This is a genomic window from Streptomyces sp. NRRL S-87 (genome assembly GCF_000719335.1).
Taxonomy (GTDB): domain Bacteria; phylum Actinomycetota; class Actinomycetes; order Streptomycetales; family Streptomycetaceae; genus Streptomyces.
In genome coordinates this window covers 1-14,176 of record NZ_JOGB01000097.1, presented here as the reverse complement: position 1 = coordinate 14,176, position 14,176 = coordinate 1, and the positions used below count along the sequence as shown (strand labels likewise).

General features: G+C 72.6%; 14 protein-coding genes. 5 read left to right on the top strand and 9 right to left on the bottom strand.

The features are described 5' to 3' along the window. The first annotated feature begins 353 nt into the window (after positions 1-353). The 3 genes from IF43_RS0134355 to IF43_RS0134345 all read left to right on the top strand — a co-directional run bounded on the left by IF43_RS0134355 (position 354) and on the right by IF43_RS0134345 (position 3,489). Positions 354-1,160, top strand: a complete 807-nt coding sequence (locus IF43_RS0134355) for a purine-nucleoside phosphorylase (protein ID WP_030210351.1) — start codon at positions 354-356, stop codon at positions 1,158-1,160. 118 nt (positions 1,161-1,278) lie between these two features. Next, positions 1,279-2,928 (top strand): phospho-sugar mutase, encoded by a 1,650-nt coding sequence (locus IF43_RS0134350; protein ID WP_030210350.1) that lies wholly within the window; start codon positions 1,279-1,281, stop codon positions 2,926-2,928. Positions 2,929-3,054: 126 nt separating this feature from the next. Continuing rightward, on the top strand, positions 3,055-3,489 hold the full coding sequence (locus IF43_RS0134345; protein WP_030210349.1) for a CBS domain-containing protein: 435 nt from the start codon (positions 3,055-3,057) through the stop codon (positions 3,487-3,489). A gap of 79 nt (positions 3,490-3,568) precedes the next feature. Here the strand turns inward: IF43_RS0134345 and IF43_RS0134340 are convergent, their stop codons facing one another. From IF43_RS0134340 to afsQ1, 4 genes are all read right to left on the bottom strand, one after another. Beyond that, positions 3,569-4,363: a VOC family protein gene (locus tag IF43_RS0134340; RefSeq protein ID WP_030210348.1), complete on the bottom strand. Its 795-nt coding sequence runs from the start codon at positions 4,361-4,363 to the stop codon at positions 3,569-3,571. 185 nt (positions 4,364-4,548) lie between these two features. Beyond that, the gene (locus tag IF43_RS0134335) at positions 4,549-5,163 is read right to left on the bottom strand and encodes a hypothetical protein (RefSeq protein ID WP_037891301.1); all 615 of its coding nucleotides are present in this window, start codon (positions 5,161-5,163) and stop codon (positions 4,549-4,551) included. Further along, positions 5,160-6,650 carry a HAMP domain-containing sensor histidine kinase gene (locus tag IF43_RS0134330; RefSeq protein WP_030210346.1) on the bottom strand — a complete coding sequence of 497 codons (1,491 nt, stop codon included), beginning with the start codon at positions 6,648-6,650 and terminating at the stop codon, positions 5,160-5,162. Before IF43_RS0134330 ends, IF43_RS0134335 begins: the two co-directional genes overlap by 4 nt. Then, positions 6,647-7,324 carry a two-component system response regulator AfsQ1 gene (gene afsQ1 / locus IF43_RS0134325; protein ID WP_199922833.1) on the bottom strand — a complete coding sequence of 226 codons (678 nt, stop codon included), beginning with the start codon at positions 7,322-7,324 and terminating at the stop codon, positions 6,647-6,649. Before afsQ1 ends, IF43_RS0134330 begins: the two co-directional genes overlap by 4 nt. 167 nt (positions 7,325-7,491) lie before the next feature. On the opposite strand from afsQ1, the gene IF43_RS0134320 reads away from it, so the two are divergent. Further along, positions 7,492-8,223, top strand: coding sequence for a SigE family RNA polymerase sigma factor (locus IF43_RS0134320; RefSeq protein ID WP_030210340.1), 732 nt, complete (start codon positions 7,492-7,494; stop codon positions 8,221-8,223). A 136-nt stretch (positions 8,224-8,359) separates the two neighbouring features. Here the strand turns inward: IF43_RS0134320 and IF43_RS0134315 are convergent, their stop codons facing one another. Next, positions 8,360-9,067 (bottom strand): uridine kinase, encoded by a 708-nt coding sequence (locus tag IF43_RS0134315; protein ID WP_078910671.1) that lies wholly within the window; start codon positions 9,065-9,067, stop codon positions 8,360-8,362. 49 nt (positions 9,068-9,116) lie between these two features. On the opposite strand from IF43_RS0134315, the gene IF43_RS0134310 reads away from it, so the two are divergent. Further along, entirely contained in the window at positions 9,117-9,461 is a 345-nt protein-coding gene (locus IF43_RS0134310; protein WP_030210336.1) for a hypothetical protein, read from the top strand. Positions 9,462-9,585: 124 nt separating this feature from the next. On the opposite strand, the gene IF43_RS0134305 is transcribed toward IF43_RS0134310, so the two are convergent. The 4 genes from IF43_RS0134305 to IF43_RS0134290 form a co-directional block, all read right to left on the bottom strand. Beyond that, positions 9,586-10,482 carry an aldehyde dehydrogenase gene (locus IF43_RS0134305; RefSeq protein WP_030210332.1) on the bottom strand — a complete coding sequence of 299 codons (897 nt, stop codon included), beginning with the start codon at positions 10,480-10,482 and terminating at the stop codon, positions 9,586-9,588. Then, complete coding sequence (locus tag IF43_RS0134300; RefSeq protein ID WP_030210325.1) at positions 10,475-11,911, bottom strand: aldehyde dehydrogenase family protein; 1,437 nt, start codon at positions 11,909-11,911, stop codon at positions 10,475-10,477. The genes IF43_RS0134305 and IF43_RS0134300 overlap by 8 nt, the downstream gene beginning before the upstream one ends. A 5-nt stretch (positions 11,912-11,916) precedes the next feature. Then, on the bottom strand, positions 11,917-12,879 hold the full coding sequence (deoC, locus tag IF43_RS0134295) for a deoxyribose-phosphate aldolase (protein WP_030210318.1): 963 nt from the start codon (positions 12,877-12,879) through the stop codon (positions 11,917-11,919). Positions 12,880-12,980: 101 nt separating this feature from the next. Beyond that, entirely contained in the window at positions 12,981-13,706 is a 726-nt protein-coding gene (locus IF43_RS0134290) for a hypothetical protein (RefSeq protein WP_030210314.1), read from the bottom strand. Between the last annotated feature and the right edge of the window lie 470 nt (positions 13,707-14,176).

Below are 14,176 nucleotides of genomic sequence, written 5' to 3'. Positions count from 1 at the left end.
GTCCGGAGGCAGGCCCGGGCCTGGGGTGGCCGCAGGCCAGGGCGAAGCCCCAAAGCCCCAGGGGTGGGCCTGCCGCTGGGGGCACCTCCCAGCGGTAGCCGGGGGAGGCCTGCAGGCCATGACGGGTCAAGAGGCGAGGGGACCCACACACCACGGGACGGCCCCACGAAGCGAGAGCCCACCCCCGCGCCGGCCCCCAAAGCGCCACGACCGCTCCGCCCGGGTCGTAGAGGGCCCCCAGCCCCCGATCCCCCCGTCGCCGCCCATATCGTCGGAAACGACAAGGCAACGATCGGAACACCGTGAGCTGTGCCATCTACGCGCGTAGGGGTTGAGCGGCTACCCTCGTCCGCGTGAACGCAACTGCCATCGACCCCCACGCCTCCGCCGCTGCCGCCGCGGCCCGCCTGCGCGAGCTGACCGGCGCCGAGAACCACGACGTCGCGCTCGTCATGGGCTCCGGCTGGGCCCCGGCCGCCGAGGCCCTGGGCGCCCCCGAGTTCGAGTTCCCCGTCACCGAGCTGCCCGGGTTCCCGCCCCCGGCCGTCGAGGGACACGGCGGCAAGATCCGCTCGTACAAGATCGGCGACAAGCGCGCCCTGCTGTTCCTCGGCCGCACGCACTACTACGAGGGCCGCGGCGTCGCCGCCGTCGCCCACGGCGTGCGCACCGCCGTCGCCGCCGGCTGCAAGACCATCGTGCTGACCAACGGCTGCGGCGGCCTGCGCGAGGGCATGAAGCCCGGCCAGCCGGTCCTGATCAGCGACCACCTGAACCTCACCGCGGCCTCGCCGATCATGGGCGCGAACTTCGTGGACCTCACGGACCTGTACTCCCCGCGCCTGCGCGCGATGTGCAAGGAGATCGACCCGACCCTCGAAGAGGGCGTGTACGTGCAGTTCCCCGGCCCGCACTACGAGACCCCGGCCGAGATCAACATGATCCGCGTCCTGGGCGCGGACCTCGTGGGCATGTCCACCGTCCTCGAGGCCATCGCGGCCCGCGAGGCCGGCGCCGAGGTACTGGGCATCTCCCTCGTGACCAACCTGGCGGCCGGCCTCTCCGGCGAGCCGCTCAACCACGAGGAGGTCCTCCAGGCGGGCCGCGACTCGGCCGCCCGCATGGGCCAGCTGCTCACCCAGGTCCTCGAGAAGATCTGAGCCGCCCGCGGGACCGGCACGGTCCCGAAGGGGCGCGGCCGCACCCCGCGGCGTACGGGCACAGCGACAGGCGGAGCGACGAGAAGAGGCGGATGAAGTGGCTGAACTGGCGGAAGATGTGCAGGACGACCTGATGCGCCGGGCCCTGGCCTGGCAGGCGGAGGACCCCGACCCGGAGACGGCCCAGGAACTCGGCCGCCTCATCGAGGCCGGCGACACCGCGGAGCTGGCCGCCCGGTTCGCGGGCACGCTCCAGTTCGGCACCGCCGGACTGCGCGGCGAGCTCGGCGCCGGTCCGATGCGGATGAACCGCGCCGTGGTCATCCGCGCCGCGGCCGGACTCGCCGCGTACCTCAAGGACCAGGGCCACGAGGGCGGCCTGGTGGTGGTCGGCTACGACGCCCGCTACAAGTCCGCCGACTTCGCGCGCGACACCGCCGCCGTGATGACCGGGGCCGGCCTGCGCGCCGCGGTGCTGCCGCGGCCGCTGCCCACCCCCGTCCTCGCCTACGCGATAAGGCACCTGGGTGCCGTCGCCGGCGTCGAGGTCACCGCGAGCCACAACCCCCCGCGGGACAACGGCTACAAGGTGTACCTGGGCGACGGCTCGCAGATCGTCTCGCCCGCCGACGCCCGGATCGCCGAGCAGATCGCAGCGGTCGGCGCGCTGACCTCCGTACCGCGTCCCGAGTCCGGCTGGGAAGAGCTCGGCGACGAGGTCCTGGAGGCCTACCTGGCGCGTACGGACGCCGTCCTGACCCCCGGGTCCCCGCGGTCCGTGCGGGTCGTCTACACGGCCATGCACGGCGTCGGCAAGGACGTGGTGCTGGCCGCGTTCGCCCGGCACGGCTTCCCCGACCCGGTCCTGGTCCGGGCGCAGGCCGAGCCGGACCCGTCCTTCCCGACCGTGGCCTTCCCGAACCCCGAGGAGCCGGGCGCCATGGACCTGGCCTTCGCCACGGCCGCCGAGGCCGGCCCGGACATCGTGATCGCCAACGACCCGGACGCCGACCGCTGCGCCGTGGCCGTCCCCGACGAGGAGGCCCCGGCCGGCTGGCGCATGCTGCGCGGCGACGAGGTGGGCGCGCTGCTCGCGGCGCACCTGGTGCACAAGGGGGCCCGCGGCACCTTCGCGGAGTCCATCGTGTCGTCCTCGCTGCTGGGCCGGATCGCGGACGCCGCCGGCCTCCCCCACGAGGAGACCCTGACCGGCTTCAAGTGGATCAGCCGTGTCGAGGGCCTGCGCTACGGGTACGAGGAAGCGCTCGGCTACTGCGTGGACCCCGAGGGCGTGCGCGACAAGGACGGCGTCACCGCCGCCCTGCTGGTCGCCGAGCTGGCCTCGGAGCTCAAGGAGCAGGGCCGTACGCTGACCGACCTCCTGGACGACCTGGCGATGGCCCACGGGCTGCACGCCACCGACCAGCTGTCGGTCCGCGTGTCGGACCTGGCGGTCATCGCGGACGCGATGCGCGCCCTGCGCGAGCGCCCGCCGGTCGCCCTGGCCGGGCTGCACGTGGTCTCCGCCGAGGACCTCGCCGAGGGCTCCGGCAAGCTGCCGCCCACCGACGGCCTGCGCTACTACCTCGAAGGCGCCTACAAGGCCCGGGTGATCGTCCGCCCGTCCGGCACCGAGCCGAAGCTGAAGTGCTACCTGGAGGTCGTGGTACCGGTGGCGGACGCCGCCGACCTGGCCCCGGCCCGCGCCCGCGGCGCGGAGGTGCTCGCCGGCATCAAGAAGGACCTCGCGGAGGCCATGGGCCTGTGAGCCCCGCCGAAGGCCCCGGACCCCACCGGTCCGGGGCCTTCGGCGTACCTCCCGGCGCGCGGTCGGCCGCCGTCCGTGCTGTGCTCGAAGGACAAAGCTTCGGACACCGCGACCACGGGAGGAATCATGGCCACGAAGAAGCTGACCGCCCGGGACATCATGACCGCCGGGGTGCAGTGCGTGGGCGAGCACCAGACCCTGCTGGAAGCCTGCCGCATGATGCGCGACCTGAACGTGGGCTGTCTGCCGATCTGCGGCGACGACCAGAAGCTCCAGGGCCTCATCACCGACCGTGACGTCGTCGTCAAGTGCTGCGCCGAGGGCCGGGACGTGGCCGAGATGAAGGCCGGCGAACTGGGTGGCGCCCTGCACTGGATCGACGCGGACGACGACGCCCAGCAGGCCGTGGACCTCATGGAGGTGCACCAGGTCAAGCGCCTGCCGGTGATCGACGTCAAGAACGGCCACCGGCTGTGCGGCATGATCACGGAGGCCAACATCGCGAAGAACCTGTCGGACGAGCAGATCGCCGAGTTCGCCTCGCGCGTCTACACCCACTGACCGCCCGCCGCCCCACCACCGACCACGCGGCGACACGCGGCACCGGCCCCGCGGCCGGTGCCGCGCGCCTGGAGGGGGCTCAGCCCATCCGCGGGTCCGGCTTCAGCACCGCGAAGTGCGCCCCGTGCGGGTCGGACAGCCACGCCATCCGGCCCACGTCCGGCACGTCCGTCGCGGGCATGACCACGCTTCCGCCCGCGCCCTGGGTCCGGCGCACGACGTCGTCCACGTCCGCGACCATGAAGTACGGGATCCAGCGCGGCGGCGGCAGCGTCTCGGTCGGCATGGCGTCGCGCGGCGCGACCCCCCCGAAGGAGCCCTGCTCGAAGTCGCCGTCCGCCACGGACAGCACGCGGTAGACCATGCCCGGGGTCTGCATGTCCTGGTGGCGCCAGTCGAACAGCCCCTTGTAGAAGGCGATCGCGGCGGTCGGGTCCTTCGCCATCAGCTCGACCCACACCAGGCTGTTGTCGTCCGAGGCCCGCCCCAGCCCCTTGGTCTTCCCGGGCTGCCAGACGGCGAACCGGGCGCCGTGCGGGTCGGTGTACTGCGCCAGCCAGCCCTCGCCCATCACGTCCATCGGCTCGGCGCGGACCGTCCCGCCGCCCTTGAGGACGGCCTGGGTGGTCGCGGCCGCGTCATCGCTCTGGAAGTACACCATCCACGCGGAGCGGGCGCCCTCCTCGGTGAGCGGGCCGACCGCACCGACGGTCTTCCCGTCGACCTGGAAGAAGCCGTAGCCGCCCGCGTCGGGGCCCGCCGAGACGAAGGTCCAGCCCAGGACCGCGGAGTAGAACTCGGCGGTGGCCGCGGTGTCGGGGGAGCCGATGTCGATCCAGTTGGGGGAGCCGTGCACGAAGTCGGTGCCGAGCATGCGTCCGACCGCCTTTCGGGGTTCGCGGGTCTCGTACGGATGTCCCCGGCCACCCTCCCGGACTGCCCGGCACCCCGCACCCCGACGGCGCCGCCGTATCACCCCCTCGGGGGACGCCACGACGGCGGACGCAGAGACGCCCCGACCGCGGACGCAGGGACGCCACGACGGCGGACGCGGGGACGCTACGACGCCGACGGCGACGGCGTCGGCGTCGGCGTCGGCCGCACGATCTCGCCCAGCGTCGGCACCGACTCGGGCCGGTCCCGCACCGCCTCCGTGCACTCCCACGCCCGCGGCGGATCCGTGTCGGGCCCGCCCAGCACGACGCGCCCGCCGCCGGCCACCCCGCTGTCCGCGAAGGTGCACACGATCTGTGCCAGCGCCAGCGGCGGCAGGTCCTCCGGCCGGCGGCTCAGCCGCAGCGTCCCCTTGGGGTCCCCCGGCCGGGCGGGCGCCACGCTCAGCTCGGCACCCACCTCCGTCGAGAACCCGGCGTCCCGCTCCTCCGCCGACAGCGACTGCTCCAGCTCGGCGAGCAGCGACTGCGCCGCGCGCACCGGCCGCTTGTCGACCCCTGCGAGCACCCGCTCCACACCCACCAACTGCGAGCCGCAGACCAGTTGCACCTCGACCCGGACGCCCTCCCGGCCGGCCGGCTGCGCCGGCGGCGCGGAGGTGTCGCACGACACCCGCGAGGGCGCCGCACCGACGTCCACCGGCACCGTCGTGGCGCGGATCCCGCAGCCCGAGCCGAGCAGCCCCAGGGCCACGACGCACACGACCCAGCGGGCCCTCATCTCGTACCGGCCTCTCCGAGCGGCGGCGCGGGCAGCCGCAGTGTGAACAGCGCGCCGCCCTCCGGCGCGTTCTCGGCGGTGATGTCGCCGCCGTGGATGTGGGCGTTCTCCATGGCGATGGAGAGCCCGAGGCCGCTGCCGTCCGAACGCGGCCGGGAGGCACTGGCCTTGTAGAACCGGTCGAAGACGTGCGGCAGCACGTCCTCGGGGATGCCCGGCCCGTTGTCCTTGACGGCGATGACGAGTGTGTCGCCCTGCTCGCCCGTCTCCGTGCGCACCGACACCCGCACCGGCGAGCCGCCGTGCTTGAGGGCGTTGCCGATGAGGTTGGCCAGGATCACGTCGAGCCGGCGCGGGTCCAGGCGCACCACGATGCCGCGCTCCGCGTCGAGTTCGACGGCGTCCAGCCAGGCCCGCGCGTCGATGCAGGCGGTCACCTGGTCGGCCACGTCCACGTCGTCCACCACCAGGCGGGCGGTGCCGGCGTCGAAGCGGGTGACCTCCATGAGGTTCTCGACCAGGACGTTGAGCCGCCGCGTCTCGCTGACGACCAGCTCCACCGCGGGCGCGATCATCGGGTCGAGGTCGTCCATCTCCTCCTCGAGCACCTCGGTCACGGCCGTCAGCGCGGTCAGCGGCGTGCGCAGCTCGTGCGACATGTCCGCCACGAAGCGCCGCGACGACTCCTCGCGGGAGCTCATGTCGGCGACCTTCTTCTCCAGCGCCTCGGCCGTCCTGTTGAACGTACGGGAGAGGTCTGCGAGTTCGTCGGTGCCGGAGACGTCGAGCCGGGTGTCGAGCTGCCCCTCGCCGAGCCGCCGGGCCGCGTCCCCGAGCCGCTGCACCGGCTTGAGGACCGTGGTGGCGGCGGCCTGCGCGAGCAGCGCCGAGCCGAGCAGGGCGAGCGCGGTGGCGATGCCCAGCGACCAGGCCAGCGAGTTCAGGTCGTCCTTCTCCTGGGCCAGCGACTTGTACATGTAGCCGGTGGGCCCGCCGCCGACGATGCGGGTGCCGCCGACCAGGTACGGGGTGCCCTTGCGCTGGGTCCGCTGCCAGTAGACGTGGTACTCCGCGTCGTTGGCGGCGGTCACCTTCTGCCGGTCGTTGACGGCCTGCTGGAGCGAGCCGGGCACGTCGGTCAGCTGGAACGGGGCGGGACCCGCGGTCCCGATCACCTTGCGGCCGTCCTTCGCCTCGTCGACCAGCAGCACGCTGAAGCCCGGGCTGGCGCCCGCCATCAGCTCGGCGGTGCGCTGGAGCTCCTCCGGCTGGGGGTCGGCGGGCAGGGCGGCGGCACGGGTCTGCATGCCCTGGCGGAAGTCCCGCAGCGCCGCGTCCTGGGTGCGCGTGAGCACCGCCTCGCGGTTGAGCCAGTACGCGATCCCGGAGGCGGACACGGCGGCCGTCAGCGCGACCAGCCCGAACACGACGATCAGCCGCAGCCGCAGGCTGGTCCAGCGCCGGCCCGCGAGCAGCGCGCGGATCACTGCGGAGTGTCCAGGCGGTAGCCGACGCCGCGCACGGTCCGGATCAGCGTGGGCGAGGACGGCACGTCCTCGACCTTGGCCCGCAGCCGCTGCACGCAGGCGTCCACCAGGCGGGAGTCGCCCAGGTAGTCGTGCTCCCACACCAGGCGCAGCAACTGCTGGCGCGAGAGCGCCTGCCCGGGCCGGCGGCTGAGCTCCAGCAGCAGCCGCAGCTCGGTCGGCGTGAGCTGCAGGTCCTCGCCGTTCTTGGTCACGGTCATCGCGGCCCGGTCGATCACCAGCGAGCCGAACACCGCCGAGTCGCTGGCCTCCCGCTCGCCGCGGCGCAGCACCGCCCGGATGCGGGCGTCGAGCACCCGCCCCTGGACGGGCTTGACGACGTAGTCGTCGGCGCCGGACTCGAGGCCCACCACCACGTCGATGTCGTCGCTGCGCGCGGTCAGCAGGATGATCGGCAGCTGGTCGGTGCGGCGGATGCGCCGGCACACCTCGAAGCCGTCGATCCCGGGCAGCATCACGTCGAGCACGATCAGGTCGGGCCGCTGCTCGCGCAGCAGTTTCAGACCGTCCTCGCCGGTCGCCGCAGCGGCCACGCGGTGGCCCTGGCGGGTCAGCGAGAGCTCGAGGGCCGTGCGGATGGCGTCGTCATCCTCGATCAGCAACAGGAAAGGCACGGGCTCATTCTGTCGCATGGCCCGCTTCCGCTTCGACCGTCAGGACGGCACGAGACGTCCCAGGGACGCTGTGACACGGCTGTGACAGTCGGCGGACACCCCGGTTAAGTGGGCCGGGCAGAGTTCTTCTCGTCGGAACAAGCCGGACTCCACGACGGGGGCGCGAGATGAACACGCTGCAGTCCACCGCCACCAGCGCGGTTGTCACGCGGCTCCACGATGTGAGCCGCCGGGCGGGTGCCCGTGCCGCGGCCCGCACGCGGTCCTCGCACGTGGTGGCCATCGACGCGAACACGTACCAGCTGCCGGTCGCGGTTCCCGCGCCCCGCGGCGCCGCCCCTGCGGAGCGGCCCGAGGACAAGCGGCTGTCCGCCACCGCGGAGGCCGAGTTCACCGCCTACGTCCGCGAGCGGCGCGCCGCGCTGTACGCGACGGCCTACCACCTGACCGGTGACCGCTACGAGGCCGAGGACCTGCTGCAGAGCGCGCTGTTCTCCACGTACCGCGCCTGGGACCGGATCACCGACAAGGCGGCGGTCGGCGGCTACCTGCGCCGCACCATGACGAACCTGCACATCAGCGCCTGGCGCCGGCGCAAGCTCAACGAGTACCCGACGGAGGAGCTGCCGGAGACGGTGGGCGAGACCGACGCGATGCGCGGCACGGAGCTGCGCGCGGTGCTCTGGCAGGCGCTGGCGAAGCTGCCCGAGCCGCAGCGCACGATGCTGGTGCTGCGTTACTACGAGGGCCGCACCGACCCGGAGATCGCGGAGATCCTGGACATCAGTGTCGGCACCGTGAAGTCGAGCATCTGGCGCTCCCTGCGCCGGCTGCGCGACGACGAGTCGCTCAGCTTCGGCGAGTCCGAGGCCGAGTCCTTCGGCGAGCTGGTCGCGTAGTCGCACACGCGACCAGCTGGAACTCCACGAGGCCACGGGGGCCCGTCTTGCGGGGGTGAGACGGGGGCCGAGGGGGATGAGGGAGCGGGATCGAAAGCGGTCGGGGGTCCGCTGTCGATCCCGCTCCTTCGCATGTCTAGGCCGTGGCGGCCGTACGCGCCCCACGGTGGCGGCCGGCGGCCGCGGCGGCCAGCCGGCCCAGCGCCTCGTCCCGCGCACACGCGTGCGCGCCCAGCGCCACGTGCCGCGCCACGATCGCCCGTTCGGCACGCATCAGCCGCCAGCCGCGCCGGATCAGGAACAGCACCGACTTGCGGCCCTCGCGCAGGTCCCGCAGCAGCCGGCGGCGGAAGGTGGTCGAGGGGCGCCCGCGCAGGCATATCGCGTCGCCCAGCAGACCCAGCTCCTGGCAGCGCGCGGCGATGTCCGCCGCGAAGATGCCCTCGGCGATGAACAGCGGCGTCCGCGAGATGTCGAGGGTCTCGCTCCCGGTGCGAGAACTGGTGGCGATGTCGTACACCGGCACCTCGGTGCGCCCGGTGCGGCACAGTTCCGCGACGGCCCGTACGGCCGTGTCCGCGTCCCAGGACAGCGGCGAGTCCCAGTCGATGTCGGAGCTGCCCTCGACGAGCGGGAGGGTCGGGTCGCCGGCCTCCTTGTAGAAGTCGTCCAGGCGCAGCACCGGAAGGCCGGAGCGCGCGGCGAGGGAGGACTTGCCCGAGCCGGAGGGACCCGTCAGCAGGACGACACGCGTCGGAAGGGGAGATGAACAGCTCACGGGACACCAGTGTGAGGCATTACCCCGCGTAGGGGACTCCTCCCGGGGCCCGTTGGTATTCAGCATCACATCTCAACTACGCTGCGTGCACACACGATTACGAGGCAGGTGTCCCATGGCACGTCACGCAGTCCCGGGCGGCAGCGCCCGCCGCACCCTGCTCAACGCGGGCTTGGCCGTCTCGATGGCCGGCGCGGCCCTCGGGCTCGCCGGTACGGGTGCCCGGGCGAGCGAGGTCTCGGTGCCGGACGCCCTGGCCGGCACCCTCGGGCCGGTGAAGGCCCTCCAGGTCGACCCGTTGGCGAACACCGGCGTGGACCCGCTGGACAACGGGGTGGGGACCTCCGTCGGCGACTTCAAGCCGCTGAGCACCACCGCGGTCACGGACACCATCACCAAGGGCGCCAAGATCGGCGAGCTTCCGGGCGTGGCGCTGCTGTCGCCGCTGCTGCCGGGCTGAGCGCGCGGGCCCGGGAGCCCGTGCACAGCCTGTGGAGGAAAGGACCGAGCCCCCGGCCGCGTGCGACGCGGCCGGGGGCTCGGTGCGGGGTACGGGGGACGGCCCGTACCCGCGGCGGCGGTGGCTAGTACGAGGAGCCGGAGGCGCCCAGCGAACCCGTCGGGTGCCAGACCGTCTTCGTCTCCAGGAACGCGGTCATGCGGCCCGTGCCCGGGTCGCCCGCCCAGTCGTCCACAGGCTGTGGACGCAGCACGCGCTTGAGGTTGTCCGCCGCCGCGACCTCCAGCTCCTTGGCCAGCGCCCCGTCGGCACCCGCCAGGTCGATCGCGTTGACGTCCTGGTGGGCCGCCAGGTGCGGGCCCATCTCGGACGCCTTGCCGGACAGGATGTTGACCACGCCGCCCGGCAGGTCGGAGGTGGCCAGCACCTCGCCCAGGGACAGGGCCGGCAGCGGCGCGCGCTCGGAGGCGATGACCACGGCGGTGTTGCCGGTCGCGATCACCGGGGCGATCACGGACACCAGGCCGAGGAACGAGGACTCCTGCGGGGCGACGACCGTCACCACGCCCGTCGGCTCCGGGGTCGACAGGTTGAAGAACGGCCCCGCGACCGGGTTCGCCCCGCCCACGACCTGCGCGATCTTGTCCGTCCAGCCGGCGTACCAGACCCAGCGGTCGATCGCGGCGTCGACCTGCGCGGCGGCCTTGGACTTCGAGAGCCCCTCGGCGTCCGCCACCTCGCGCACGAACTGGTCGCGGCGACCCTCCAGCATCTCGGCGATGCGGTAGAGGATCTGGCCGCGGTTGTACGCGGTGGCGCCCGACCAGCCGCCGAAGGCCTTGCGGGCCGCGACGACCGCGTCACGCGCGTCCTTGCGGGACGACAGCGGGGCGTTGGCCAGCCAGTTGCCCTTGGAGTCCGTCACCTCGTACACCCGCCCGCTCTCGGAACGGGGGAACTTCCCGCCCACGTACAGCTTGTAGGTCTTGAAGACATTCAGACGCGTGGTCGACTCAGACATCGAGGTAAGCCTCCAGGCCGTGGCGACCGCCCTCGCGGCCGAAGCCCGACTCCTTGTAGCCGCCGAAGGGCGAGGTCGGGTCGAACTTGTTGAACGTGTTGGCCCACACGACGCCGGCGCGGAGCTTGCCGGCGACCGCGAGGATGCGCGAGCCCTTCTCCGTCCAGATGCCCGCGGACAGGCCGTACTGGCTGTTGTTGGCCTTGGCGACGGCCTCGTCCGGCGTGCGGAAGGTCAGCACGGACAGCACCGGGCCGAAGATCTCGTCGCGGGCGATGGTGTGCGCCTGGGTGACGTTCGTGAACAGCGTCGGGGCGAACCAGTAGCCGGACTCCGGCAGCTCGCAGGCCGGGGACCAGCGCTCGGCGCCCTCCGCCTCGCCGGCGTCGGCGAGGGCGGTGATGCGGGCGAGCTGCTCCTCGGAGTTGATCGCACCGATGTCGGTGTTCTTGTCGAGCGGGTCGCCCAGCCGCAGCGTCGACAGCCGCCGCTTGAGCGAGTCCAGCAGCTCGTCGTGGACCGACTCCTGCACCAGCAGCCGGGAGCCCGCGCAGCAGACCTGGCCCTGGTTGAAGAAGATGCCGTTGACGATGCCCTCGACGGCCTGGTCGATCGGCGCGTCGTCGAAGACGATGTTGGCGCCCTTGCCGCCCAGCTCCAGCGTGACCTTCTTGTCGGTCCCCGCCACCTGCCGGGCGATCGCCTTGCCCACGGCCGTGGACCCGGTGAACGCCACCTTGTTCACGTCCGGGTGCGCCACCAGCTCGGCGCCGGCGTCCCCGTACCCGGGGATGATGTTGACGACGCCCCTGGGCAGACCGGCCTGGCGGCAGATGTCCGCGAAGAACAGCGCGCTCAGCGGGGTGGTCTCGGCGGGCTTCAGCACCACGGTGTTGCCCGCGGCCAGCGCCGGGGCGATCTTCCACGCCAGCATCAGCAGCGGGAAGTTCCACGGGATGACCTGGCCCGCCACGCCCAGCGGCTTCGGGTCCGGCCCGAGGCCCGCGTGGCCCAGCTTGTCGGCCCAGCCCGCGTAGTAGAAGAAGTGGGCTGCGACCAGCGGGAGGTCCGCGTCGCGGGTCTCCTTGATCGGCTTGCCGTTGTCCAGCGTCTCCAGGACGGCCAGCTCGCGGCTGCGCTCCTGGATGATCCGGGCGATGCGGAAGAGGTACTTGGCGCGCTCGGAGCCGGGCAGCGCCGACCACTTCTCGAAGGCGCGGCGGGCGGCCTTCACGGCGCGGTCCACGTCGGCGGCACCGGCCTGCGCGACCTCGGACAGCACTTCCTCGCTGCTCGGGCTGACGGTCTTGAAGACCTTGCCGTCGGCGGCGTCGGTGAACTCACCGTCGATGAACAGGCCGTACGACGGCGCGATGTCCACGACGGAGCGCGACTCGGGCGCCGGCGCGTACTCGAAAAGGGAAGCCATGATGATCAGTCCACCGTCACGTAGTCGGGACCGGAGTAACGCCCGGTGCTCAGCTTCTGCCGCTGCATGAGCAGGTCGTTCAGCAGGCTGGAGGCGCCGAACCGGAACCACTCGTTGCTCAGCCAGTCCTCGCCGACGGTCTCGTTGACCAGGACCAGGAACTTGATCGCGTCCTTGCTGGTCCGGATGCCACCGGCCGGCTTCACACCGACCTGGATTCCAGTCTGCGCCCGGAAGTCGCGTACGGCTTCGAGCATGAGCAGGGTGTTCGCGGGGGTGGCGTTGACGCCGACCTTGCCCGTCGAGGTCTTGATGAAGTCGGCGCCGGCCATCATGCCGATCCAGGAGGCCCGGCGGATGTTGTCGTACGTCGACAGCTCCCCGGTCTCGAAGATCACCTTCAGTCGCGCGGCGGACCCGTCCTCGCGGACGCAGGCCTCCTTCACGGACCGGATCAGCTCGTAGGTCTCCAGGTACCGGCCGGCGAGGAACGCCCCGCGGTCGATCACCATGTCGATCTCGTCGGCTCCCGCCGCAACGGCGTCGCGGGTGTCGGCGAGCTTGACCGGCAGCGCGGCGCGCCCGGCCGGGAAGGCCGTCGCCACCGACGCCACCTTGACGTCGGCGCCGCCCAGCGCCGCCTTGGCGGCGGCCACCATGTCGGGGTAGACGCACACCGCGGCGGTCGTCGGCGTGGTCCGGTCGGTCGGGTCGGGATTGACGGCCTTGGCGGCGAGGGCCCGGACCTTGCCCGGGGTGTCCGCGCCTTCCAGCGTCGTCAGGTCGATCATCGAGATGGCCAGGTCGATGGCGAACGCCTTGGCCGAGGTCTTGATCGAACGGGTGCCGAGCGCAGCCGCGCGGGCCTCCAGGCCGACGGCGTCGACGCCGGGCAGCCCATGAAGGAAGCGGCGCAGTGCGCTGTCGGACGTCGTCACGTCAGCGAATGCGGGGGATGTGGTGGGCATGGTCACCAGATGAGCATATCTACGCGCGTAGCGACCTGTCATCCCCTCTCGCTCCTTCGAGCCCGACGTAACCCATCTGTGACGGGATCACCCGCTCCACCTCAGGCGCCGCGACAGCCCTCCGGCAGCGCGGGAAAGGCCTGGTGCCCGTAGGGAGCCGGGCCGCCCTGGGTCTTCCACTCCAGCACGGGCCGCGAACCCGCCCCGGTGATGCGGACGACGAAGCCGGCCGAGTCGGGCAGGGAGGGGTGCTCCCGGTCCAGCGTCGCGAAGGCCTTCGCGGGGGCCGCCCACGCGTACAGCAGTGCCTGCGGCCCCGTGGTGGAGGTGGTGAGGTCGGCGAACACGCCCGCTCCCAGATCCGTCCGCCGAACCTGCGAGACACACCCGCGCCCCAGATCGGACCCGCGCGGCGGAAGCGCGTACGCCTTCGTGACACCGCCCTTGGTGACCTCGAGCACCGGCCGGCCGGACCCCGGCCGCACCAGGGCCAGCTCCAGACCACCGATCCGCGCCCTGGGATGCCGAGCGTCCAGGAGACCCACCACACGCACCATGTACGTCTCACCGGGCGTCCAGTCCGGACCCACGTAGCGGATCCACGCCTCCGGCCCGGTCGCCCCGTCGTTGCGCAGCACCGCGACCAGCCCGTTCCCGATCGGCACCGCCCGCCCCAGATACCGACTGTCGTCCGCCGGCACCTCCGACACCGTGCCGCGCACCGTCCCGGCACCGGCCCCGCCCGCGGCCAGGACCGTCCCGGCCGCCGGGGCCAGAAGTGCGCCGGCGGCGGCGAAGGCGACGAACGAAGTACGAAGGGCGCGCATGACTACTCCTTGGAGCATTGTCCCCGAGGTCCGGGTCCGACGGATGGTCGTCCCCGTCTCATGCCCAACCCCACGCCCCGCACCCGCCACCCGAACAGAGGGACGCAGCGATCGCAGGCGGCCCATGCCCAGCCCCCACCGGACCCGGAAGCCGCCAACCCAACCGGTGGGGCGTAGCGATGGTGGGCGGCGTATGTCCAGCCCCCACCAACCCGCACCCGCCACCCGAACCGGAGGGGCGTAGCGATCGTGGGCGGCTTATGCCCAGCCCCCACCGGACCCGGAAGCCGCCAACTCAACCGGAGGGGCGTAGCGATCGTGGGCGGCCTATGCCCAACCCCCACCAACCCGCACCCGCCACCCGAACCGGAGGGGCGTAGCGATCTGAGGCGCTGACCCGCTGGCCGGACCGAACGGACCGGAGTCTTCACGATCGTCCCGGGCGTCTTTCCGGGCCTGTCCGCCGAGGT